Annotated in this window: 16 protein-coding genes and 2 pseudogenes; 3 read left to right on the forward strand and 15 right to left on the reverse strand. The window is 48.1% G+C overall.

The genetic code is table 11. The features are described from left to right. Positions 1–125: 125 nt before the first annotated feature. A pseudogene (locus BMY60_RS12040) lies at positions 126–443 on the reverse strand (transposase); the annotation flags it as partial. A gap of 75 nt (positions 444–518) precedes the next feature. Then, positions 519–2,192 carry a dihydroxy-acid dehydratase gene (gene ilvD, locus BMY60_RS12045; protein ID WP_090333923.1) on the reverse strand — a complete coding sequence of 558 codons (1,674 nt, stop codon included), beginning with the start codon at positions 2,190–2,192 and terminating at the stop codon, positions 519–521. A 129-nt stretch (positions 2,193–2,321) separates the two neighbouring features. On the opposite strand from ilvD, the gene lgt reads away from it, so the two are divergent. Further along, on the forward strand, positions 2,322–3,170 hold the full coding sequence (gene lgt / locus BMY60_RS12050) for a prolipoprotein diacylglyceryl transferase (RefSeq protein ID WP_090333925.1): 849 nt from the start codon (positions 2,322–2,324) through the stop codon (positions 3,168–3,170). Here lgt and BMY60_RS16345 read toward each other — a convergent pair. The 12 genes from BMY60_RS16345 to BMY60_RS12100 all read right to left on the reverse strand — a co-directional run bounded on the left by BMY60_RS16345 (position 3,167) and on the right by BMY60_RS12100 (position 16,649). Next, positions 3,167–3,313, reverse strand: coding sequence for an alginate export family protein (locus BMY60_RS16345; RefSeq protein WP_256250817.1), 147 nt, complete (start codon positions 3,311–3,313; stop codon positions 3,167–3,169). The two genes, lgt and BMY60_RS16345, sit on opposite strands and share 4 nt — an antisense overlap. Before the next feature lie 341 nt (positions 3,314–3,654). Then, the gene (locus BMY60_RS16050) at positions 3,655–3,798 is read right to left on the reverse strand and encodes a hypothetical protein (protein WP_218141693.1); all 144 of its coding nucleotides are present in this window, start codon (positions 3,796–3,798) and stop codon (positions 3,655–3,657) included. A gap of 120 nt (positions 3,799–3,918) precedes the next feature. Further along, positions 3,919–5,337, reverse strand: a complete 1,419-nt coding sequence (locus BMY60_RS12055; RefSeq protein WP_090333926.1) for a sigma-54-dependent transcriptional regulator — start codon at positions 5,335–5,337, stop codon at positions 3,919–3,921. Next, positions 5,330–7,006, reverse strand: a complete 1,677-nt coding sequence (locus tag BMY60_RS12060) for a two-component system sensor histidine kinase NtrB (protein WP_090333928.1) — start codon at positions 7,004–7,006, stop codon at positions 5,330–5,332. Before BMY60_RS12060 ends, BMY60_RS12055 begins: the two co-directional genes overlap by 8 nt. A 5-nt stretch (positions 7,007–7,011) precedes the next feature. Beyond that, the gene (locus BMY60_RS12065; protein WP_090333938.1) at positions 7,012–7,263 is read right to left on the reverse strand and encodes a PP0621 family protein; all 252 of its coding nucleotides are present in this window, start codon (positions 7,261–7,263) and stop codon (positions 7,012–7,014) included. Between the two features lie 404 nt (positions 7,264–7,667). Continuing rightward, complete coding sequence (locus tag BMY60_RS12070; protein WP_090333929.1) at positions 7,668–8,555, reverse strand: hypothetical protein; 888 nt, start codon at positions 8,553–8,555, stop codon at positions 7,668–7,670. Positions 8,556–8,707: 152 nt separating this feature from the next. Continuing rightward, a complete protein-coding gene (locus tag BMY60_RS12075; RefSeq protein ID WP_256250818.1) occupies positions 8,708–9,193 on the reverse strand; it encodes a YfiR family protein in 486 nt (161 codons plus the stop codon). A gap of 104 nt (positions 9,194–9,297) precedes the next feature. Further along, the gene (locus tag BMY60_RS12080; RefSeq protein WP_256250819.1) at positions 9,298–11,415 is read right to left on the reverse strand and encodes a TonB-dependent receptor plug domain-containing protein; all 2,118 of its coding nucleotides are present in this window, start codon (positions 11,413–11,415) and stop codon (positions 9,298–9,300) included. Beyond that, the gene (locus BMY60_RS12085; protein WP_090333932.1) at positions 11,403–11,786 is read right to left on the reverse strand and encodes a TonB-dependent receptor; all 384 of its coding nucleotides are present in this window, start codon (positions 11,784–11,786) and stop codon (positions 11,403–11,405) included. Before BMY60_RS12085 ends, BMY60_RS12080 begins: the two co-directional genes overlap by 13 nt. 437 nt (positions 11,787–12,223) lie before the next feature. Then, a complete protein-coding gene (locus tag BMY60_RS12090) occupies positions 12,224–14,155 on the reverse strand; it encodes an HDOD domain-containing protein (protein ID WP_177166665.1) in 1,932 nt (643 codons plus the stop codon). Continuing rightward, the gene (locus tag BMY60_RS12095) at positions 14,152–16,278 is read right to left on the reverse strand and encodes an EAL domain-containing protein (protein ID WP_090333933.1); all 2,127 of its coding nucleotides are present in this window, start codon (positions 16,276–16,278) and stop codon (positions 14,152–14,154) included. Before BMY60_RS12095 ends, BMY60_RS12090 begins: the two co-directional genes overlap by 4 nt. Next, on the reverse strand, positions 16,275–16,649 hold the full coding sequence (locus BMY60_RS12100) for an Hpt domain-containing protein (protein WP_090333935.1): 375 nt from the start codon (positions 16,647–16,649) through the stop codon (positions 16,275–16,277). Before BMY60_RS12100 ends, BMY60_RS12095 begins: the two co-directional genes overlap by 4 nt. Before the next feature lie 153 nt (positions 16,650–16,802). Here BMY60_RS12100 and BMY60_RS12105 point away from each other — a divergent pair, with 153 nt between their 5' ends. Further along, positions 16,803–18,008, forward strand: a complete 1,206-nt coding sequence (locus tag BMY60_RS12105; protein ID WP_256250820.1) for a CAF17-like 4Fe-4S cluster assembly/insertion protein YgfZ — start codon at positions 16,803–16,805, stop codon at positions 18,006–18,008. A 412-nt stretch (positions 18,009–18,420) separates the two neighbouring features. On the opposite strand, the gene BMY60_RS12115 is transcribed toward BMY60_RS12105, so the two are convergent. Beyond that, entirely contained in the window at positions 18,421–20,142 is a 1,722-nt protein-coding gene (locus BMY60_RS12115) for an HAD family hydrolase (protein ID WP_218141694.1), read from the reverse strand. A gap of 132 nt (positions 20,143–20,274) precedes the next feature. Here BMY60_RS12115 and BMY60_RS12120 point away from each other — a divergent pair. Beyond that, positions 20,275–21,167: pseudogene (locus BMY60_RS12120) on the forward strand (IS1595 family transposase). The last annotated feature ends 110 nt before the right edge of the window (positions 21,168–21,277 follow it).

Genomic DNA, 21,277 nt, shown 5'->3' on the forward strand with positions numbered 1-21,277 from the left:
AGCAGGTCGCTGGCCAGCCTTGGTGCGTTATATCATCAGTAAAATTATTGCCAGCAAACCCCAGAAATCACAATTTCTTGATTCATTTCCCGCTACGTTGGCATTTGATTCCAGCTAACTGAGGAATTTAGGTTTATTTGTTTGGATAAACGCAAAGCAGAAATACCGCCTTTATCTGATGCAACCAGGTAAATTGCCCAAAACCACTTGGTTAGTGGCAGATTGGTTGAATGAAACAAGGTGCCTGCCGTTAATGAGGTTTGTTTGTGGCATTGACTACATTCCCAATAGCCACGCGTCTTAATAATGTAACCACCATCGTGACCACAACATGGGCAGCGAAAACCTTCCGGCCAGCGTCGCTCTATTAATGCCTGCACGCAGCCTTCTTCTGTACCGTACTGTTTTTGTCAATCTATCGGCGCCATTTCCCGGCCTTTCATTGTCGTTCCTTTATCTCATTGATATTAATAAATAAGATGAGAAATGCTGGGAATAGTTCATAGACATATATAACTTTAATCCGTAATCGCTCCCTGACTCGCCGTCGATACCAGCTTGGCGTATTTGGACAGCACACCCTGGGTGTAACGCGGCTCGGGTGGCTGCCAAGCCGCGCGGCGTTTGGCGAGTTCTTGATCAGATACGTTTAGTTGCAGCAGACGCTGCTCGGCGTCGATGGTAATTGAGTCGCCTTCTTCGACCAGTGCGATAGTACCGCCGACATAAGCTTCCGGTGCGACATGGCCAACGACCATGCCGTAGGTGCCGCCCGAAAAGCGGCCATCGGTAATCAGGCCGACGGAGTCGCCGAGTCCTTCACCGATGAGGGCAGATGTTGGCGAGAGCATTTCGCGCATGCCAGGACCGCCTTTGGGGCCTTCATAGCGGATCACGACAACGTCGCCGGGATTGATTTTTCGATCTAGAATGGCGCGCATGCAGGTTTCTTCGGATTCGAACACACGCGCCGGACCGGTAATTTTCGGGCTTTTGATCCCGGATATCTTGGCGACCGCGCCTTCGGTCGACAGGTTGCCTTTCAGGATCGCCAGATGACCCTGTGCATACATTGGGTTATTCCATGGGCGGATCACATCCTGATCGACGCGTGGCGTATCTGGAATCTCCTTCAGTACTTCCGCTATTGTCCGGCCAGTGATGGTAATGCAGTCGCCATGCAGCAGGCCGTTAACGAGCAGCATTTTCATAACCTGCGGAATACCGCCGGCTTCGTGCAGATCGGCGGTGACGTAGCGACCGGATGGTTTCAGATCGCAAATGACCGGAACACGTGCGCGAATGGCTTCAAAATCGTCGATGGCCAAGACGACTTTTGCTTCATGCGCAATCGCCAGTAGGTGCAGGACGGCATTGGTGGATCCGCCGACAGCCATGATGACCGCAATCGCGTTTTCAATCGATTTGCGTGTAATGATGTCGCGCGGCAGTATTTGCTGTTTGATGGCATTGACAAGCGCTTCGGCAGACTGCCCTGAACTGATCAGTTTATCTTCATCTTCAGCTGACATCGTGGAAGAATAGGGCAGGCTCATGCCCATCGCTTCAAACGCGGACGACATTGAGTTAGCGGTAAACATACCGCCGCAGGAACCAGCGCCGGGACAGGCATGCCGTTCGATCTGCAGCAGCTCGTCATCATCGATTTTTTGTGCGCTATGCTGGCCGACCGCTTCAAACACGCTGACAATGGTCAGATCCTGGCCTTTATATTTTCCCGGCTTGATGGTGCCGCCGTAGACGAAAATTGCAGGTACGTTCATGCGTGCAATGGCAATCATTGCGCCCGGCATATTCTTGTCGCAGCCGCCGATGGCGATGACGCCGTCCATGCTTTCGGCCTGAACGCAGGTTTCGATCGAGTCGGCGATGACTTCTCTGGAAACCAGTGAATACTTCATGCCCTCGGTACCCATGGAAATGCCGTCCGATACGGTGATGGTGCCGAACATCTGCGGCATCGCACCAGCCTGGCGCAGTGCCTGTTCAGCTTTGAGCGAAAGATCGTTCAGACCCTTGTTGCACGGTGTAATGGTGGAGTAGCCATTAGCGACACCGACGATGGGCTTGCTGAAATCATTATCGGTAAAACCGACCGCGCGTAACATGGCACGGCTGGGCGCATGCTGGGTACCTTGTGTGATGGCCTGGCTGCGTTTGTTGTCTGGCATACTGACTCCTGAAATATGGAAATTGTAACGCGTCTGTGTTCAAAAAATGTGATTGAAAAGGCATTCTATATTGTGATGAACGCCCTTGTTATAATACGCGTATTTTACCTTAATATAAGGCGATAACCCATGCTTGTTCACCCTCAGATTGATCCAGTGGCCATTTCACTGGGGCCGCTGTCCATTCACTGGTATGGATTGATGTATTTGACCGGTTTCTTACTGTTTTTCCTGCTGGGGCGCTATCGCATCAAATACGGTCCGAAGACGGTCATTACCAACGAACTGCTCGACGATATTTTGTTTTACGGTATGCTCGGCGTGATTATCGGTGGACGGCTGGGGCATGTTCTGTTTTATCAGTTCGGCTACTATCTGGACAATCCGCTGAGCATTCTTGCCATCTGGGAAGGCGGTATGTCGTTCCACGGCGGCTTTCTCGGCGTCATTGTGGCAATGATCATTCTGGCGCGCAAGCATGGCGTGCACTGGTTGAATATTACCGATTTTGGCGTGCCGCTGGTGCCGTTGGGACTGGGGGCGGGGCGTATCGGTAATTTTATCAATGGCGAGCTCTGGGGGCGTCCGACCGATGTGTCCTGGGGTATGATCTTTCCTTACGTTGACGACTTGCCGCGTCATCCGTCGCAACTGTATCAGTTTTTTCTGGAAGGTATCGTGCTGTTTCTGCTGGTCTGGATTTATTCATCCAAGTCACGCCCGATGGGCGCCGTGACCGGTATGTTCATGATCGGTTACGGCGTAGTGCGTTCTATTGCGGAATTTTTCCGCGAACCGACGGAAGGTTTTATGGGACTGCTGACATTTGGTGTCAGCATGGGGCAATGGCTGTCGATTCCGATGATTCTGGCCGGTGCCGCTTTAATCGTATGGTCAGAGCGACAGCCGCAATACGATATTAAGCCATTAGCCGTCAAGCCCAAGCATCGAAGAAAGAAAACTAAAAGACCACTTTAAAAGCTGATGGTGGCCCGTGTATAGAAGTATTTGATATCGCCACGATGGCCTGCATTCGGTGCGTACTTGATAAATTCGCCGGAAAAGAAATGTGTATAACCCAGTTCAATATCCAGATTTCGGGGTAGCAGTTGCCATCGCATTGATTGCCGACAAAACTGCCTGACCGATCCAGTGATCTGTTGTCGGTCAGCGATGTACGGGACTGTCCCGTTTGAACGGCGGACTCGAGTTCGTAATCTAAATGAGAGGCTGCCGGTGTTTTGAATAGTCGAAAACCCGGTGTGAAGAAATGACGATTTTGTGTTGGACGGTTGAACGAATCCCGTTCATGCAAACAGAAAACGAACAGTTCACCGCGTCCGGGTGTTGAAATATTGGCAGCCGTGAAAATTCCCCATAATTTACGGTTTTGATGCAGTTGTTCCGGCGTTTCGGGAAGGCGGACGACGGGCGATTAGCCGCCGGACGCCGATGCCGAACGTCATTCTGCCTGCCTGCGCCGTGAGGTTTCCACCCAATGTATCCGGGCGCTAAATTCAATATAAGCGCGCAGCAGTTCAGCGGCGTTGACGGCGGTCGTATTGAGCAGGGTATTGTCATCAGCCGTGGAGCGCGCAGGTAGCAAGACGGCTAAGCGTGTAACGATAAATTATCGATTTAAATGTGGTAATTTATTACACTGCAGTTAGTTATTCAACTTGATTGACCGACAAAAGCTGAACCAGGCGGTGTTAACGATTATCATTTACCTGATTTTTTTAAGGTCGAGTCCCAGACGGTCCATGCGGTAACGCATGGATCTGACTGTAATGCCCAGCAGTTTTGCCGCAGCAGTTCTGTTATATCGGGTTTGTTGCAATGCTTTGACAATGGATTCTTTTTCCAGACGATCCAGATAATCCTGCAGCGGCAGTTCCTCATCGGCCGAAACGGATGATAGGCTGTCGGAGGTTTTTTGAATTTCTCTCGGTTTGAGTTGCAGTTCATTTTTGCCGATTTTTTCAACTGAGCAGAGCGCCAGTGTGCGCTCCAGAATATTTTCCAGTTCGCGCACATTTCCTGGGAAATCATACTCGGTGAGAATGACAAGCGCATCTTGATCAAGATGGCAGAGTGGTCTTTTTGTTTCCGGGCAGATTTTTTCAAGAATGTTGCGCGCGATGAGCGGAATGTCTTCGCGCATCTCGCGTAACGCCGGCATATCCAGTTCAATGACATTCAACCGGTAGTACAAATCCTGGCGGAATTGTTCGTTTTCCACACATTCACTCAGTTTCTTATGTGTGGCGCTGATAATGCGTACATCAATATTTTTTTCCTGAACATCGCCCAACCTGCGAACCTGCTTTTCCTGGATCACTCGAAGCAGTTTCACCTGCATGGCCAGCGGTAAATCAGCCACTTCATCAAGAAACAGCGTACCGCCGTTGGCGGCTAGAAAAAATCCGTCATGATCTTTGTCGGCACCGGTGAATGCGCCTTTTTTATAACCAAAAAACTCGCTTTCCATCAGGTTTTCCGGAATGGCGCCGCAATTGACGGGAACAAATGCCTCGTCGCGGCGCGCACTGCGCTCGTGGATCATTCTGGCGGCCAGTTCCTTGCCACTGCCGGACTCGCCGCTGATATAAACGGCAGCCTGGCTTCGCGACAGCTTTTCAATGGTTGTGCGCAGTTCGCGCATCGGGCGTGATTCGCCTAACAGAACACGCCGGTTGCCGGTATTTTTTTCGGGCACTGCTTCGGTACGGATCGGAGGCAGATGAAGCGCCGATTTGACCAGGGTGCGCAACTGTTTTAATGAAACCGGTTTGGTCAGATAATCAAAAGCGCCTGCTTTTAGCGCTGCAACGGCGTTTTCGGTAGTGCCGTATGCTGTGATTACTGCCACGGGCAGACCAGCGCAGTGCTGCGAAATATATTGCACCAGATCCAGGCCGCTGCCGTCCGGCAACTGCATGTCGGTCAGGCACAACTGAAACGGGCGTGATTGCAGCCGTGCTCTGGCGTCCCGGGTATTCATTGCGCTGACGACATTCATGCCCATACGTGCCAGCGTCAATTCAAGCAGCTCGATAATATCAGGCTCATCATCAACAACCAGAACATGCGGCGCTGACTGGTAGCCCGACGCTGCCAGGCCGGGTTCATTTCTGTTAGACATGGCGGTTGACGTCCCTGCAGATCATTCTGAAGAAACCGCTATCGTCATGTTCGACATACTCAAGCGATGCGTTATTGGCTTCGCACAGTTCGCGCGCAATATAAAGGCCGAGACCGGTGCCGTTGGATGCAGTGGTGAAAAAAGGTTCAAACAATTGCTTGACCTGGTGCGCAGGAACACCGGGACCGTCATCCCTGATATTTAGATAGATGCCGTTGGTATGATTGTTGCGGTCAAGCTCGATTGTAATACTGCCTCTTTGCTGTCGGCAGTGCCGCCAGGCATTGCGGCACAGATTCCAAAGAATCTGATGAAAGTGATTCCGGTCAACACTGATTTGGCAAACAGATCCGCGACCTGCAGTTTTGAACTGAAATACCGCGCTGTCGATTTTTTCTGTCAGACAGAAATCATCCACAAAGTGCCGGATAAATTCTGCGGCATCAATCTGTTCTGATTTGACAGTATCGCGGCGATTCAGCTGCAGAATGTCTTGTACGATTCTGTTCAAACGCTGCGAGTTGTCGTGAATAATACGCAGCAGGCGGCGATTGCTGCTATTTCCGCTGGCGTTGCTTTTACCGGCATAGTATTCGTCTTCTTCAAGCAATTCTGCTGCATGGCTGATAGACGAGAGGGGATTGCGGATTTCGTGGGCGATATTGGCTGTGAGCCGGCCCAAAGCGGCCAGTTTCAACTGTTGGATCTGTGACTGGATGCGGCTTGTATCCTCCAGATAAATAATGACGCTTGCATGCGGATTATTCCGGATCGATACGAAACGGGTCCTGATCAGGCTGTTGTTTCTGGGCAGGCGCAGCAGATCAAAGGCTATGTTTGCATTATAGCGCCAACTGACTAATCTTGATGCGAGCTCCGGGACATAGTCGGCAAGATTGCATGGTTTGAAATAGTTTGGCGGGCAATCCAAATCGATCAATTTTTCAGCGTAAGAATTGCTCTGACGAATGTTTCCATTTTTGTCGACAACCAGAATACCTTCCTGTAAGTCCTGAATAATCAGTTGGTTTATCTGCGCTATATTTGCCAGGTCGATACCGCGTTCATAGGCGAGCTTTTCGCTGGCAATCGCGCGGGAGGCCAGCCGGTGAGCCAGCCATGCAACCGCAAAATAACCCATGCTGAGCAATGCGGCATGGGTGAATTGAGCAGTGTATGAACCGATGTAAAGAAACGCATAGATTTCCTGCAACAAAATCCCGATCGTGGCGATTGCCGCAAAAAATAACGCCAGTCTTCCCTTGCTGATGAGACCGCCGCCAGCCAGCGATATCATGAGTAAAATACCTAGTCCTCCTTCCAGTCCGCCGCTGGCATAACTCAGAATACAAATGAAAATCACATCGGCGCAGACCTGCTGGATCAATTGCCAGTAAAAGCCGGGCTTGCGTAATCTGATCAGCAGCGTGAACAGACAGCTTAATAGCAGATAGAGCAACGCGGTATAAAAAAACAGCGCGACATCGTGTGATCCCAGCGTGGAATACTGAAACGACCAAGCGAGTATGACTAACCCGCTGGTTATGATAATGCGCGAGATGTTGAATAAATAGAGTGAATGCCAGAACGAGCCCGAATAGGCTTGCAGCGGATTTTTCTGTCCGTTTCCAGGCTCAAGCAGAGAGGGGGAATAAATATCGATGATCACGACGGTTATGATGAGGAATCCTGATGTTCCAAACGGTGATCATTGCTGCAATAAAACTCTCCCTGACTGGTGATGCTCTCACTTCTGGGGAGGTGTACGCCGCAATGCGCGCATCGCACCATTTCCTCGAGTGATTTCGGTGCTGTGTTTTCTTCGCTGTTGCTATCTTCCGGATTTTCTGTATCTTCTGATGAGCGGGCTTTGATAAGCCAGTAAACCAGAACAGCGATCATTAAGAAAAAAACTAATTTTCCCAAAATAAGGTTCTCCTGTTTCATATGACTGTAGACAAATGCAGTTATCAGTATAAACCGTACTATATGAAGAACATACGGATTTGAAGCAAACTGCTGGATTTAATGCACAGATTGTACGCGTCAAATGATTGTCGACAAGCATAACGAAAAAACAGGAATTTAATTGCCGGATTAATCGGTGTCTTTGCCGCTTATTAGAAAACTTGACGCTTGACGGAATACAGCTGTCGGCACTTAAATCATGACTGGGCGACTGAGTCCGAATTTGTTCGTATCATAGAAAAAAGCTGCTGTTAAAAACAGCAGCTTTTACAACAGATGCTACTATCAATAAGTTTTACGGTAAAACAGATTGCCAGTACGAGATAGTGGCTTGCAATTTAGAACTAACAATTGATAGCGTACTAGTTTGCGACCTTGACGAATGTGCCGTTTTGTCTGACCCAGACTTCGCCGGTAAAGGCGTCGTTGATGGACGAGGCGTCCGTAGCGAAGCAGTCGGATACTGTCTGGCTTGAATAGGTTCCCGCCGAAGCATAGGTGATTGGCGGTGTTACCTCGATTCCGTCAAGCGGTAAGCTGGACAGAAGATCCGATAGGGAGTCTGTAATATCGAAGCAAATATCGGAGTTTACGACCAGACTGGCTGTATCAGGCGCGGCATTGATGGTGCAGTGTTTGACATTTGCGCTTGCATCGATAAAGGATTGAAACGGATTAGGAAAACCGGGTGTTGTGGTTGTGATGCCGTTCAGACTTGAGGATGTAACGGTGTTATTGCTGAGTACTGATATACCGCTTGCATTTGTTTGCTGCGGCACGACACAAAGATTGCTGCTGGCCGGATCGGTAATGTCCGGCGCAGGTATGCACTGGCCGTTGGTTGAAACAGTGACCACATTGCCGCTCTGACTGTAAACAATTCCTTCAGGCACATTCGCGGTATTGCAGGCGCTGATACTGGTATTTCCGCCTGAATTTTGAACGAGGCTGACCAGATTTGGCAGGGTGTCAATCACTGTGGCACTGTCCCAGGGACCTCCGAGCACATAGACATTGTTGTCATTGATGTTGACGCCGGCATAAATGCCTGTTTCCGGATAGAATCTGAATAACCAGGGGTTGATGCTTTGTGTGGCTTTATGACCGGGAAACAACGCCGGATAAGTGTTTTCAGCCCAGTTGAGGACAGTTTCCGTATCACTTGAAGTGTCAGCAATAACGAGGTGCGTATGTGCAATCAGAACAAGTGCGCAAATCAATTGGATAAGATTTTTGAGATGTTGTTTCATATTAGAAAAACTCCGGTAAATTAATCATGTATGTCCAAAGGTCAGTGTTGACATACCAGAAAAAGCATATCCGCTTTCGTATTAGAACATAGGCAGGATATGGCTGACAAAAGGTTAATACTTCACATGCTTAAAAACAATGTAATCATCGCTTATTGATATACATCAACGGCCAGGTTCAGTAACCTTGCACTGATATTCAGGCCTGAGCTGCGCGCTGTACGCAGATTGATTTCAAAAACAATTTTTTCATTGGAAACTGCCATATTGATGACAACGCCATGGGACGCAGCTTCAGGGTGGTCTGCAATCGTAAGAACAGGCTTGTTCGCCAGGGTATCCAACAGAACAGGCAGTTTTTCACGTTCAGATTTGGAGAAAAATACCGCCTGGCAATGCTGCAATTGTGCAATGCTGTCAGTGCGTCTTATCTCGATTTGATGATTGTTGACAGACCTGTTGTGTAACTTATCAATTTCATTGCCGAAATGATCTTTTCCGTGGAAACATAGGTTCAGCGTTTGGCCGGTTTCTTCGGACCATTGTGTAAATGCTATGAAGTTATAAATAAATGCGGCTTTTACTTTATATTCCACTAGTTCGTCTGCAAAAGCAGCAGACTGCAACGATGGGAACATATATCCGATGCATACGGTGCATAAGAAATGAACAACACTTCTTTTCGCAAAAGTATTCAATGCTCTGATGAGTCGGTTGAATAAATGCATGTCCGCGTATTCTCCTAGAAGCGCCACTGGGCTCCTACATAAATGCCACGCGGAATGAGTGCTGTTGTGGATGTGTTAATTTCGGATACAAATTCTCGATGATTTTCGCTGAGTAAATTTTGACCAACGAGAAATAATTCAACATTTTTGACGGGTTTGAACACCAGTTTTGCGTCCATCGCGACATAGCCGGGAATATCGTAGAATGCAATCTTGCTGGTATAACGCAGCCAAAGATTGAGTTGTAATTTGTGAGATATATCGTAATTGGAACGAAGCGACAATTGGTTGTGTGGGCTAACCTTGGCCGCATCGCCTGTTGCCGGATCGGATCCCTTAAACTGTGCATTCGATGAAACATGCATGTTGAGATAGCTGTAGCTGCTTTGCAGGTACCATTTATCCAGAGGTTTCCAGTCTGCGGATACCTCAAATCCATACGTCAACGCAGATGCGGTATTGGTAGGTAAGATAGGTAAAATAAATTGTTGAGGCAAACCTGAGCTTAGTGATAACGCACCAAAGCTTAGATCGCGTACATGACTATAATCATTGATAAACCCGGCAATATCTATTGATGCGCGTTCAGAATGCTGATAACGATATCCTATCTCATAAGCAAGCAGTTTCTCAGAATTAAAATTTCTGTTGCCTAGTATTATTGCCTGAATGGGAATTCCACCCAAACTTTCTGAATTGCCTGATACTAGACTGCGGACGTCATTCTCAAAACGGGAAGGCGTGCGTACCGCGCGTGAAATTGCCATCCATATTGAGTTATAGCTGTTGGGTGTCCACACTAAGCGCGTATTGGGTTGTATTTCCAGTCCGGTAAAGTCGTTGTGGTCCAGGCGGGTGCCGAGAGTGAACAGCAAATGATCCGGGATCAGTGTTATTTCGTCGCTAACAAACAAACTAAAGAAATGATTGTCTCTGCGTGATGGATTGAATTGGACAATTTCTGTATCGAAAACTTTGTTGTTGGTTAATCTGTAATGTGCTCCCCATGTTAGATTATGTTTTTCAAATAATGGAAAACTGTGTAGAAGGTCAGCATCGAAATTTTCAACCTCATATTTGGAATAGGGCAATAACTGATGACGAGTTTGGTCGTATGCTGCCTGAATCCTGAGTGCTGATTGATCAGAGAAAGCCCGGTCCCAGCGAAAGCGCATATAACCACCTTCTTGGTGTTCACGGTCATTGCCGCGAACATGTTCTGATTCCTGAGAATTTCCAGTGAATGTGCCGCCTATGGAGTTATAGAAAATTTCTCCATGCAACGAGAATTTATCGATTCCACGCGTGTGGTCTACACGGAATCCCCCTCTGGCCGTGTGCCATTGGTCGTTATTGGCAGCGCCTGATAATAGTTGGGTATTGTCTCTCGTAGATACTTTTGAATAGATACGGAAAGGGGTTTGTTCATTGATTTTGCCGCCATAGCGTGCGCCAGCAAAGCCCTGTTCAAAACTGCCGCCGCCGGCTGTGAGAAGGGTGCCTTGCGTGTCGCCGGCTTTCTTGGTGATAATGTTAATAACGCCGTTAACCGCATTGGTTCCCCAGACAGATGCCGCAGGCCCGCGAATAATCTCAATGCGCTCGATATCTTCCATGAAAGTATCTTGTAATGACCATAGCGCGCCGGCAAAGAGCGGTGAGTAATCGCTACGTCCATCAACCAAAATCTGTACTTTGCTTGAGGAAAGCCCGTTAAAGCCACGGATGCTAACAGCCCATTTATTTGTGTCGATTCGGCCAACTTGCACGCCGGGTGCCATGCGCAGGGCATCCGGGATATTGGTAACGCCGGATCGGCGTATATCCTCTTGCGTGATGACAAAAATAGCAGAGGCTGTCTCGGTAAGCTTCTGCGTGCGCCGGGATACTGACGAAACATTGACAACTCTGATATCCATCAATTCTTCGATGCTTAAACTCAGGAGCTGATCTTCATCCGGCATGCGGCTGGCAATTGCATAACTTGTAAAGCAACACAGCATGACGCTGACTAACAATTTCTGAATTGATAATTTAAACTGCGGTTGTTTCAAGCCGCTAAGCATGCGCGCTACACTGACTAGCCGGTAGAAGTCGCGCAGGATGCGGCTGTTCTTATTCAGAATTGCCATCTAGCCCCCGCATAAATCCCGCGTGGTATAGTGCCCGGTATTGGAGGGATGGTGTGGGCTACGAATTCCCGGTGGTTTTGGCTGAACAGATTTTGTCCTATGAGAAATAACTCAGCATTCTTGTGGGGTTTGAACGCCAGTTTCGCATCCAAAGTGTCAATGTTCGAACGCACTGATAATTGGTGCTGCGGATTGACCTTGTTGGCTCCGCCAGTTGACGGATCAAATAGCTTGAATAATTCATTGGAAGAAATATTTAATTCAAGATAGCTATAGTTACCTTGCAAACGCCATCGATTCAGCGGCTTCCAGCCCACTGAAATTTCAAATCCATAGGTCAGTGCAGATGCTTTATTATTAGCTGATGCCATACATATATTTTTTCCGTTACGCTGAGAGGCGCTATTGGTAAACTGAATTGTTGAGGTTTTACTGACAGGTATGGTAAATGTATCGTTGACTTAATTAAGCCTTGAAAAAAGGGGGTTAGGTGTCTTTTTTGATAATGAACGAAAGTATTTATTTGCGCTTGGTGGCTGATACGCAAACGCAATTGTCATGCTGAGAGATCGATCGAGGAATGATCGTTGTGACTGATTAAGTGTGGTGATATATCAGCAGCGTCAACGCTAATACGAAAAAAACTGAGTTTTTTAGAAATTTTGTATCAGTCCTTGGCATTGTCAGATAATGAAGAGACTATTGGCGATAATGCAATCCCGTTTCCCTTGTATTTTATTTAATCTATCGATATATCAAGAAATAATGACAGTATAGTGTTGACTTTGAAGGTGGCCGGGTCGGCATGTTAAGCACATTGGGATATGCAGTGGTTGCAATCCACAATTTTATTATGAATAAACAGGCAGGTTTTGTTTCTTCCCGTTTTTTTGGCTGCATAAAGTGCTTTGTCTGCTGCGCTCAACAGCTGATCTTCATTTTTCATATGCTGCTCTTTTATTGCAATACCCATACTGATCGAAATCTGAATAGAGAATGCGTCGATATTGATCTGCAGCGCAGCCACATGCTGACGAAGTCTTTCAGCAAAAAGAACAGCTGATTTGGCGTTGGTGTCATCATTCAGATGAATGGCCATAAATTCTTCCCCGCCAATACGGAAAAAAACGTCATTTTTTCGTCCGATAGCCCCAAATGTTGCGGCGACTTTTTTTAGCACCTGGTCTCCGATAGCGTGGCCATAGGTGTCATTGATTCTTTTGAAATGATCTATGTCGATCAGAGTGACGTACATTTTCTGGTTCGATCTGCTGGAGTCACTCCATGCTTTAGTGAGTGCTTCGGTTCCTGCGCGTCGGTTCGGCAGTTCTGTCAGCATATCGGTGAGCGCAATATGCTCCAGTTTGCGATTTGTAACGGCGAGTTCAGCAGCAAAGCGTTTGAGTTGCTCATGGTCGCGTTCCCATGACTCCTGTAATTTGCGGTAGTGCCATGCAGCGCGCATTCTGGCCCGAAATTCACGTATGTTAATCGGTTTTGTAACATAGTCATCTACGCCTGCATCGAATGCCTCGATGATTTCTTCTTCATCATCGAGGCCGGTCATCATAATAATATATAAATTCTGACCCCAGTCTGTGGCGCGCAGGGACTGTGTTAGTTTCAGGCCGTCCATTTCTGGCATAAGCCAATCTGTAACGACAATATGCGGCTGCACTTCCAGCGATAAAGACAACGCCGTTTTGCCGTTAGCTGCTGAAAATACGGTATGACCAAGCACATTGGACAAAAGCTCTTCAACCAGGACAAGGCTGGATGGATCATCCTCGGCTATCAGTATTCGAAGTGCAGATTTGTCTTCAGTAGTTTCGGAATGGGCGATCGGGTTGTTGATTATTTTATGAAATGAAGGCAATCCCGCTGCGGGTACTTTCAGCAACTCTCCCCATGTTTGCCAGTCTTTTATGATTTGGTCGATCAGGAATCCAAGTGATTCTGTATCAAGGCTCATTTTGCCGCCCAGTAATATGAGCTCAGATGTGTACTGGCTTTGTTCCGACGCTGAACACACACCGAAATCAGCTATCAATTTGGCCATGTACAGTAAGTGGACGATTTGGTAAGGACGCGATCCTTCAGAAAAACACGATTCCTGAGGTGTTTCATGATAATAGACCGATTCGACAAAAATCTTCGGAAATCCGTAATTGTTCAGGATTGCAGCTGCTAATTCGTGATGATTGGTTTGTAAATATTGCTTTTCAAGTTCTGCCAATGTCGAATCAGGCGACTGCTTTTCAAGCAGCTTGCTGTATCTTTCCGGATAGGCCGTGGCCAGTGCCAGACAACCAATACGCGCCATTAGCCCGCAGGCAAACAGTTCATCAGGAGAGCACAGCCGCGTTGATTTGACCAGCTCCTGTGAAGCAATTGCCATAAGCAGTGAATGTGACCAGAATTCCTGATAGTCAAACCGGTTGCAGGTTCCTTTCTGATATTGATCAATCAGTGAGAATCCCATTGCGAGCTGCTTGACCGCGTTCAGGCCAACGCGCGCGATGGCCTCCGGAACGGAAGTGATTTTCCGCGTGCTTTGAGATGCCATGTTGGCCTTCTTGATCAGGCGGCCGGACAAGGCGGGATCAGTTTGGATCAGTTTGGTAATTTCGCCGATGCTAACATTTTCTTTGCGGCACGCGGTCATTAATGCAAGCGCTATACCACCGGGTGATGGCAGCAATTCACTTATACCCAACTGATCGATGTCTGCGATTTTCATAATGTGTTTTGTAAAATATGCGTTACCCCGGTCTTGGTATGGTGCTGTTTTCTGAAAATCGCGCCAATTTCCTCGGAGTTGATGGGTTTGCTAAAATAGTAGCCTTGCAGGAAATCGCAGCCCAGGGTTTTCAGTAAGTCTGCCTGTTCTAATAATTCAATACCTTCCGCCGTCACTGTAAATCCAAGATTTTTGGATAAAGAAATAATGGATCGAATTATTGCCAGGCTTTTTTCATCTTCCAGCATGCCGTCGACAAAGATTTTGTCGACCTTGATGTTGTTAATCGGGAGATGCATTAAATAATTCATGGAAGAATAACCAGTGCCGAAATCATCCAGGGATATTTCAATGTTGTGGCTGCGTAACGCAACCAGCGTGTTCAGGGTTTCCTGGTTATAATCCATCAGTGCACTTTCTGTTACTTCCAGAACAAGTTCGCTTGGTGAAAAGCCGGTTTCGGCAAGGATATTCAGCACGCTTTTTACTAAATCCGGATTTTTGAATTGCATCGGTGAGAGATTGACAGAAAGGCGTAAATAAATTCCTTTATTCTGCCATTTCATAGCTTCGATACAGGCTGTCCGCAGTACCCATTCGCCAATAGGGATAATCAATCCGTTTTCTTCCGCCAAGGGGATAAAATCAGCTGGTGAAATGAATCCCTGTGTAGGGTGTTGCCACCGGATCAGGGCCTCAGCTGACATGAATTGCCCGCTTGCAATATCCAGTTGTGGTTGATAAGCAAGATAGAACTCATTTTGTATGAGTGCACGGCGCATACCGTTTTCCAGATTTAACCTTTTTTCAGCCTGACGGGTCAGTGCGCTGCTGTAAAACTGGCAATTGTTCCGGCCTTCATTTTTTGCGTGGTTCATGGCGGTGTCGGCGTGCTTCAGTAAAGTTTCCGCATCTGCACCATCATCAGGGTAGAGCGCGATCCCGACACTGGTAGTCAAAACAACGTCTCGATTGTCTATTTGAAATGGCTGTTGCATGGTTTCACGGATGCGATGCGCCATAGACAGGGCATCTTCGGTACGGTCTAAATTAGAGATAATAATGGTGAATTCATCGCCGCCAATGCGTGCGAGTTCGGCTTTTGGTTTGTCTATAATATTTTGTGGATTGAAGGCCAGGAAGTCTGAAGTGCGCATACTTTGTTGCAGACGGTCAGCAGCTGATTGCAGCATGCGATCGCCGGTATTATGGCCCATCGCATCGTTGATACATTTGAACCCATCAAGATCCAGGAACAATATGGCCAATTTATTGTGAGTAAGCAAAGCACGTGAGATTTCCCGCTTAAGCCGTTTCATAAATGAATGGCGGTTAGGCAAACCGGTTAAAACATCAAAATAGGCCAGGCGGTAAATTTTGTTTTCGCTATTGATATGATCGGTAGTGTCTTGAACCAGGCATAATGTTTCGTTTGCATCAATTGTGACGATACGGCATTCATAGTGCCGCGTACTCTGTTTATCAAATTTGAGTTGAAACTCAAAATGCTCGATTTTTTGTTGTTTACGCGCCAGTAAGCTTGCATCCAGATATTTTTTTACAATCTGTCCGGGAAAAGACTGGTTCAACGCTTTGCCTGAATTAATGGTCAGGCAGGATATTTTAGAGGGATGGCTTAACACTTCGACAATCACTCCGTCAGCATTCAAAATGAACATGGCATCCGGTATGGCATTAAAAATCGCCCTGCTGCGCGCATCGGCATGTTTAAGATCGATCAGGTTCAGATACGCGCGCTTTAAATATAAAAGATGATACGGAATTAAGTTCCAGTTGATCGGCTTGACGATAAAGTCCGTAGCGCCCAGATCAAATGCATGGTCAATTGACTGCACGTCATCCATGCCGGTGACCATGACAACCGGAAGTTCGCCGCCGGCTTTTTTTCGCAGGTAAGAACACACTTCGTAGCCATTTTTGCCAGGCATTTCCACATCCAGTAAAACCATATCTGGCGGCGACGCGTCAAACAGACGAATGGCCTCTTCGCCGTTTGATGCTGCAGTGACAGTAAATCCGGCCTGCTCCAATGCAATCTGCATCAGGTATCTGATCGTTGCATCATCGTCAGCCAGCAAAATATTAAGAGAATCGGCGGTCATAACCGGTCAAGCATTTTTTCTATTTCGGTAACAACCAATTGGTATTGCTGAGAAAGGTCATTCTGTAGTTGCACTGCATGTGCAAGTTCGTGCGATCGTCCGTGTAGCTCCAGCTTCTTGGCGATAATTGATAAACTTTCTGCGCCAATGTTTGCTGAGCTGGATTTGAGTGTATGCGCGGCATGGTACAAATTTTCGTTATCTTTATTTTTCAAGGCCTGCTCTATCTGTCTGACTTGATCGGCAGAGGTTTCAACAAAGATTTGCAGAATCCTTTTGACTAATGCATCTCCATTTGAGGAATTCAGGCTGCGTATTGAATCAAGCTGAATCTGATTCAGAATGGGTTGATGATCGTGTTCAGGTGTCATACTAGATTTTTATTCCTAGATTGTGTTTCAGGGCAAAGAGCCAGATTTAAAAAACCGGTTCATATCATAGTATGATTATTCTGTAATGATACTTGTAAAGTGATGCAGAATATTTGTTCTTATTAGTGAAATAGTCGCGCATGCAGTTTTTTCGTGCCCGGTAAAGGTGCCTATTGCCGTTTCAGAACATCCATTACGGATTACGAACAAATGTTGCCGATAATTGCTTGGCAACATTTGGCCATGATATTTTGCTTTAAACTGAATGCCCGTATAATCAGCATCCTTGATCCATTCTGGTGCAGCATTCTAATGCAGGAAAACTGGCGCAATTTTTTACAAACGCAGCATGCCGTAATCGAAAACGATCAGGTTGCGCATTTCGGCAATCTGGTGACGGAATTGAAACACGCACAGACGGGCACGATACTGGTTGATCTGTCGCATTACGGTTTGTTGGGTATCTCGGGCGTGGATGCGAAGATGTTTCTGCAGAATCAGCTGAGCTGCGATGTGAATGCGGTCAATATACATCGGGCGCAATATGGCAGCTACTGCACCCCCAAAGGGCGCGTGCTGGTAAATTTCATGGTTATGCAAAATGACTGCGACTGGTTATTGCAATTTCCCATAGATCTGTGCGCATCAATTCAGAAGCGGCTGTCCATGTTTGTGCTGCGATCGAAGGTTGAAATCAAAGATCGCAGCAGACAATGGGTACGTATCGGTGTGGCAGGCAAACAGGCCGAAACACTTGCGAAAACAGTTGCCGGTACGGCAAAGCGCGATTTTGATGACGCCCGGGCACTATCTGTCGTCCATAGTGCGCAAACCAGTATAGTGCGACATGCTTCCGACCGTTACGAAATCATTACTACGGAGAAAAGCGCACATGCGTTGTGGCGTTTGTTAAGTGCCGGTGCATGCCCAGCTGGGGCAGCCTGCTGGCGTTGGCGGGAAATACACGACGGTATTCCGGTAGTTACCGCGGCGACACAGGAGCAGTTCTTGCCGCAAATGATTAATCTGGATTTGATTGGTGGCGTCAGTTTTAAAAAAGGCTGTTATCCGGGACAGGAAATTGTCGCGCGCACACAATATCTCGGCAAACTTAAGCGTCGTATGTATCTGGCAAGAATCGAGACAGCTGAAGTTGTGAACGAGGGGGATGATGTATTCTGTGCGGAAACGCAGAATCAATCCTGCGGCACTGTAGTGAATGCGGCGCCTTCGCCGCAAGGGGGCTATGATGTGCTTGCGGTGATACAGCAAAGCAGCGTAGCCGCAGGTGGTCTGTGCTGGCAAGAACCGGGCGGCCTTGAGCTTGGCATTGGAACATTGCCTTATTCATTGGAATGACGTGCCGCTTTTGGTAAATTGGCTGAACAATGTTTGGTTGACGGTTGCTGCGTATATTGTAGCCTGCAGGTTTATCTTAAGCTTTGATGGCATTGCCATTGAGCAGTGAATCGGCATATAGCGGCGGATATCCGGTTCGGTCGCGGATAATTCAATCAATACTAACATCAGCTGTTAATCTTGCGAGTTGAGAAGGTTAATGCTTACCGCTGCAAGCGTTACAGAATGCGGCAGTGTCCGGCAGTATCCGATAGATTGAACATTTGGTTTGCCAGCTAATCTTGTATTATCTGCACCGGTTGTTATAAACAACACCAGCGTCCCATTCAGGTGGGATCATGTTTTGATGATGGCAGCATCGGCAATGGTCTTTCAGCAAACTGTCCGGCAAGCGGTTGGCGCGTCAATAGCATTATTCAGCCAGTGTGTAGCGGACGCTTATCAATTCCCGGATCATCTGCCGCGTTTGCCAGGGCGTAAGATCGGTACGTTGTTCGATGCGCTTCGCCTCGTCGGCAAGATAATCATCCTTGACCGCATGACGGAACCAGCGCGAGTAATCGCCACGGCGGAGGTGGTACAGCCAGGTCGCCTCATCGATACCTTCGGCGATCTGACAGAAAACAGTCAAGTTCTGTGCCTTCAGGTTATGCTGACTATCCGGGCCGCGGAAATAGAAACTGTGCCAGCGCAGATTGCCTTCCGCATACTTGCGGTGGTGACGGATGCGCTCCACCCGACCGGGTTGTGCGCGCATCACGAATGATGGCTGCCCGTCCTGGAGAAGCCAGACAACGACATTACCTGGTTGATATGACAGATTCTCCAACCATGTGAACGATTGGTCAGTTGCGTCGGCGAACTTCTTAAGGGTTTCATCCGGCGAGCGGCCGATGGCTATAATTATGTCAATCGGTGTAAGAATAGCCGGAGCTATGTGGTCGGGATGTACGGTGACCAGGATGGTTTCGTGAAGCTGCTGTGGCAATACGGACTCGGCGTGCCCCCAGGTGCTGGGCAGCATATGGTGTGCCTCGTCCACTATCAGCCAGTGTGGTCGCCCGGTCCGGGCGCGCATGGCCTGCAGATTCGGAATGAGCTGAGCGAAAAAATCCGGCCGATCGCCCAGCGGGATACCAAGCAGATTGACGCTTACATTAACCTTGGGGTCTTCGAGTATCGACAGCACTTCGGCGATGCTCGGAGTGCGCCACTGGTTGCCAAGCGCAACGACGTCGCGCAGCGTTCCGTAATCGCCTTCTGGATCAATGATACAGACCTGATAATCCTTTTCAATGAGCCGTTCGACGATGCCGGCGGTGAATGTGGACTTGCCACAGCCGGAGGGGCCGGCAACAAGCATGTTGTGACCGTAGGGTCGCAGATGCACTGCGGTTTCGTCCAAACATGTGCCGAGCAAGATTAGGTTCTGCGAAAGCGAGCCTTCCAGTCGACGCAGGTCGTCGGCAATCAGCTGATCGACCAGCTCGATGACGCCGTTACCGTTATCGGCTGATGTAACAAAGGCGGCGATCTCCTTGATGGCGGGAGCAGCGTTGGCTACCGCTGCGGCGCACTCACAGCGTTCCAAAAAAGAGTGATCGTTTTCCGCATTGCCAATGCCCACAACCTCATGGCGCGAAAGGCCCAGTTTGCGCAGTGCGTACTCCAGACCTGCCGCCTTGTTAATACCCGCAGGGAGCACCATCACCGCACCGCGATTGCCGATCACCTGCGCCTCGAGTCCGAGCTCCCAAATGGCATCCTGAACGGTTGCACGATGCGGTGCGTGCGTTGCTACCAGCACCTGGCCGATCTCAAGCGGTTTTACTCCGCGCGCGCGAAGGTCTTTGATCAGTTGTTTGGACGGTGGATTGGCGAGTCGCGTCTCTTCCAGGCTGCTTGGATCGTAGACGATTGCACCGTTCTCAGCAACGACAAGATCGAACAGTTGTGCGCACGGGCACACTGCGAGCAGATCGTCGAGCCGGCGTCCAGTGACCAGGACCACCCGCCTTCCGGAGGTCCTCAGGCGCGCCAGGGCATGTGCCGCCTGCTCCGATACATTGTCATCTGAGGCCAAAGTCCCATCGTAGTCTGTCACAAGTGCGAGATAACGCATATCGTTGAACATTTTTTACCCGGGACATTACAATATCAGAGAATATTGTTCCGGTCGAGCAACCTTCAAATAATAATATGCCTATGAATTATTTTCAGTATTTCTCATCTTATTTATTGATATCAATGAGATAAAGGAACGACGATGAAAGACCGGGAAATGACTCTGATAGATTGGCAAAAACAGTACGGTACAGAAGAAGGCTGCGTGCAGGCATTGATTGAGCGACGCTGGCCGGAAGGATTTCGCTGCCCATGTTGTGGTCACGATGGTGGTTACAGTATTAAGACGCGTGGCTATTGATAATGCAGTCAATGCCACAAACAAACCTCATTAACGGCAGGCACCTTGTTTCATTCAACCAATCTGCCACTAACCAAGTGGTTTTGGGCAATTTACCTGGTTGCATCAGATAAAGGCGGTATTTCTGCTTTGCGTTTATCCAAACAAATAAACGTGTCCTGGATAACCGCCAGCAGAATGCTGCGAAAAATTCGCATTGCCATGGGACACCGGGATAGCATATATCGATTACATGAATTGATTGAAATAGACGATGCGTTGATTGGAGGGCGTCATACTGGGGGAAAGCGCGGCCGGGGCGCCGAGGAAAAACATCGGTGTTGGTAGCCGTTGAGAACCGGGAGAAGCGTGCCGGTTTTATTGCCATGCAGCAGGTTTCTGGCGTTAACGGGGAAACGGTCTCGCAGTTTGTAAAGCGGCACCTGTCACCTGATCAATGTGTGCGAAGCGATGCGCTGCCTTTTTTAGCCGAAATCGGCAAAACACAGAATCATATCGCACGCGTGACCCCGCCAGACAAAGCCGGTGAGTGGTTGCCATGAGTACATATCGCCATTGGCAACCTTAAAACATTCTTGCTGGGAACATATCATGGTGTGTCATCAGGCTACTTGCAAGAATATCTCAATGCGTTTTGCTACCGTTTTAACCGGCGAGCATGGGAAGCTGAATTACCTTCCCGTCTCCCGAGTGCTTGCTTGTGGCACAATCCAATTAAACTGAAAATAGTTTAGAGGCATATTGTTAAACCTATTTTCCTCAGTTAGATCTACAAAAATTAGCTCAAACGTAGTAGTGTCAAGGTTTTCGGACTAAAGACAGGAGTCACCCAATGGGTGAAATG

Origin of the sequence: Nitrosomonas sp. Nm51 (assembly GCF_900111165.1) — a bacterium.
GTDB lineage: Bacteria > Pseudomonadota > Gammaproteobacteria > Burkholderiales > Nitrosomonadaceae > Nitrosomonas.

Coding starts and splice junctions, on each gene's coding strand:
- BMY60_RS12070 (WP_090333929.1), bottom strand. CDS start 8,555: ATGAAACAACATCTCAAAAATCTTATCCAATTGATTTGCGCACTTGTT.
- BMY60_RS12085 (WP_090333932.1), bottom strand. CDS start 11,786: ATGGCATCAGCTAATAATAAAGCATCTGCACTGACCTATGGATTTGAA.
- BMY60_RS12055 (WP_090333926.1), bottom strand. CDS start 5,337: ATGTCTAACAGAAATGAACCCGGCCTGGCAGCGTCGGGCTACCAGTCA.
- lgt (WP_090333925.1), top strand. CDS start 2,322: ATGCTTGTTCACCCTCAGATTGATCCAGTGGCCATTTCACTGGGGCCG.
- BMY60_RS12115 (WP_218141694.1), bottom strand. CDS start 20,142: ATGTTCAACGATATGCGTTATCTCGCACTTGTGACAGACTACGATGGG.
- BMY60_RS12080 (WP_256250819.1), bottom strand. CDS start 11,415: ATGGCAATTCTGAATAAGAACAGCCGCATCCTGCGCGACTTCTACCGG.
- BMY60_RS16345 (WP_256250817.1), bottom strand. CDS start 3,313: ATGCGATGGCAACTGCTACCCCGAAATCTGGATATTGAACTGGGTTAT.
- BMY60_RS12075 (WP_256250818.1), bottom strand. CDS start 9,193: ATGTTCCCATCGTTGCAGTCTGCTGCTTTTGCAGACGAACTAGTGGAA.
- BMY60_RS12090 (WP_177166665.1), bottom strand. CDS start 14,155: ATGAAAATCGCAGACATCGATCAGTTGGGTATAAGTGAATTGCTGCCA.
- BMY60_RS12095 (WP_090333933.1), bottom strand. CDS start 16,278: ATGACCGCCGATTCTCTTAATATTTTGCTGGCTGACGATGATGCAACG.
- BMY60_RS12100 (WP_090333935.1), bottom strand. CDS start 16,649: ATGACACCTGAACACGATCATCAACCCATTCTGAATCAGATTCAGCTT.
- ilvD (WP_090333923.1), bottom strand. CDS start 2,192: ATGCCAGACAACAAACGCAGCCAGGCCATCACACAAGGTACCCAGCAT.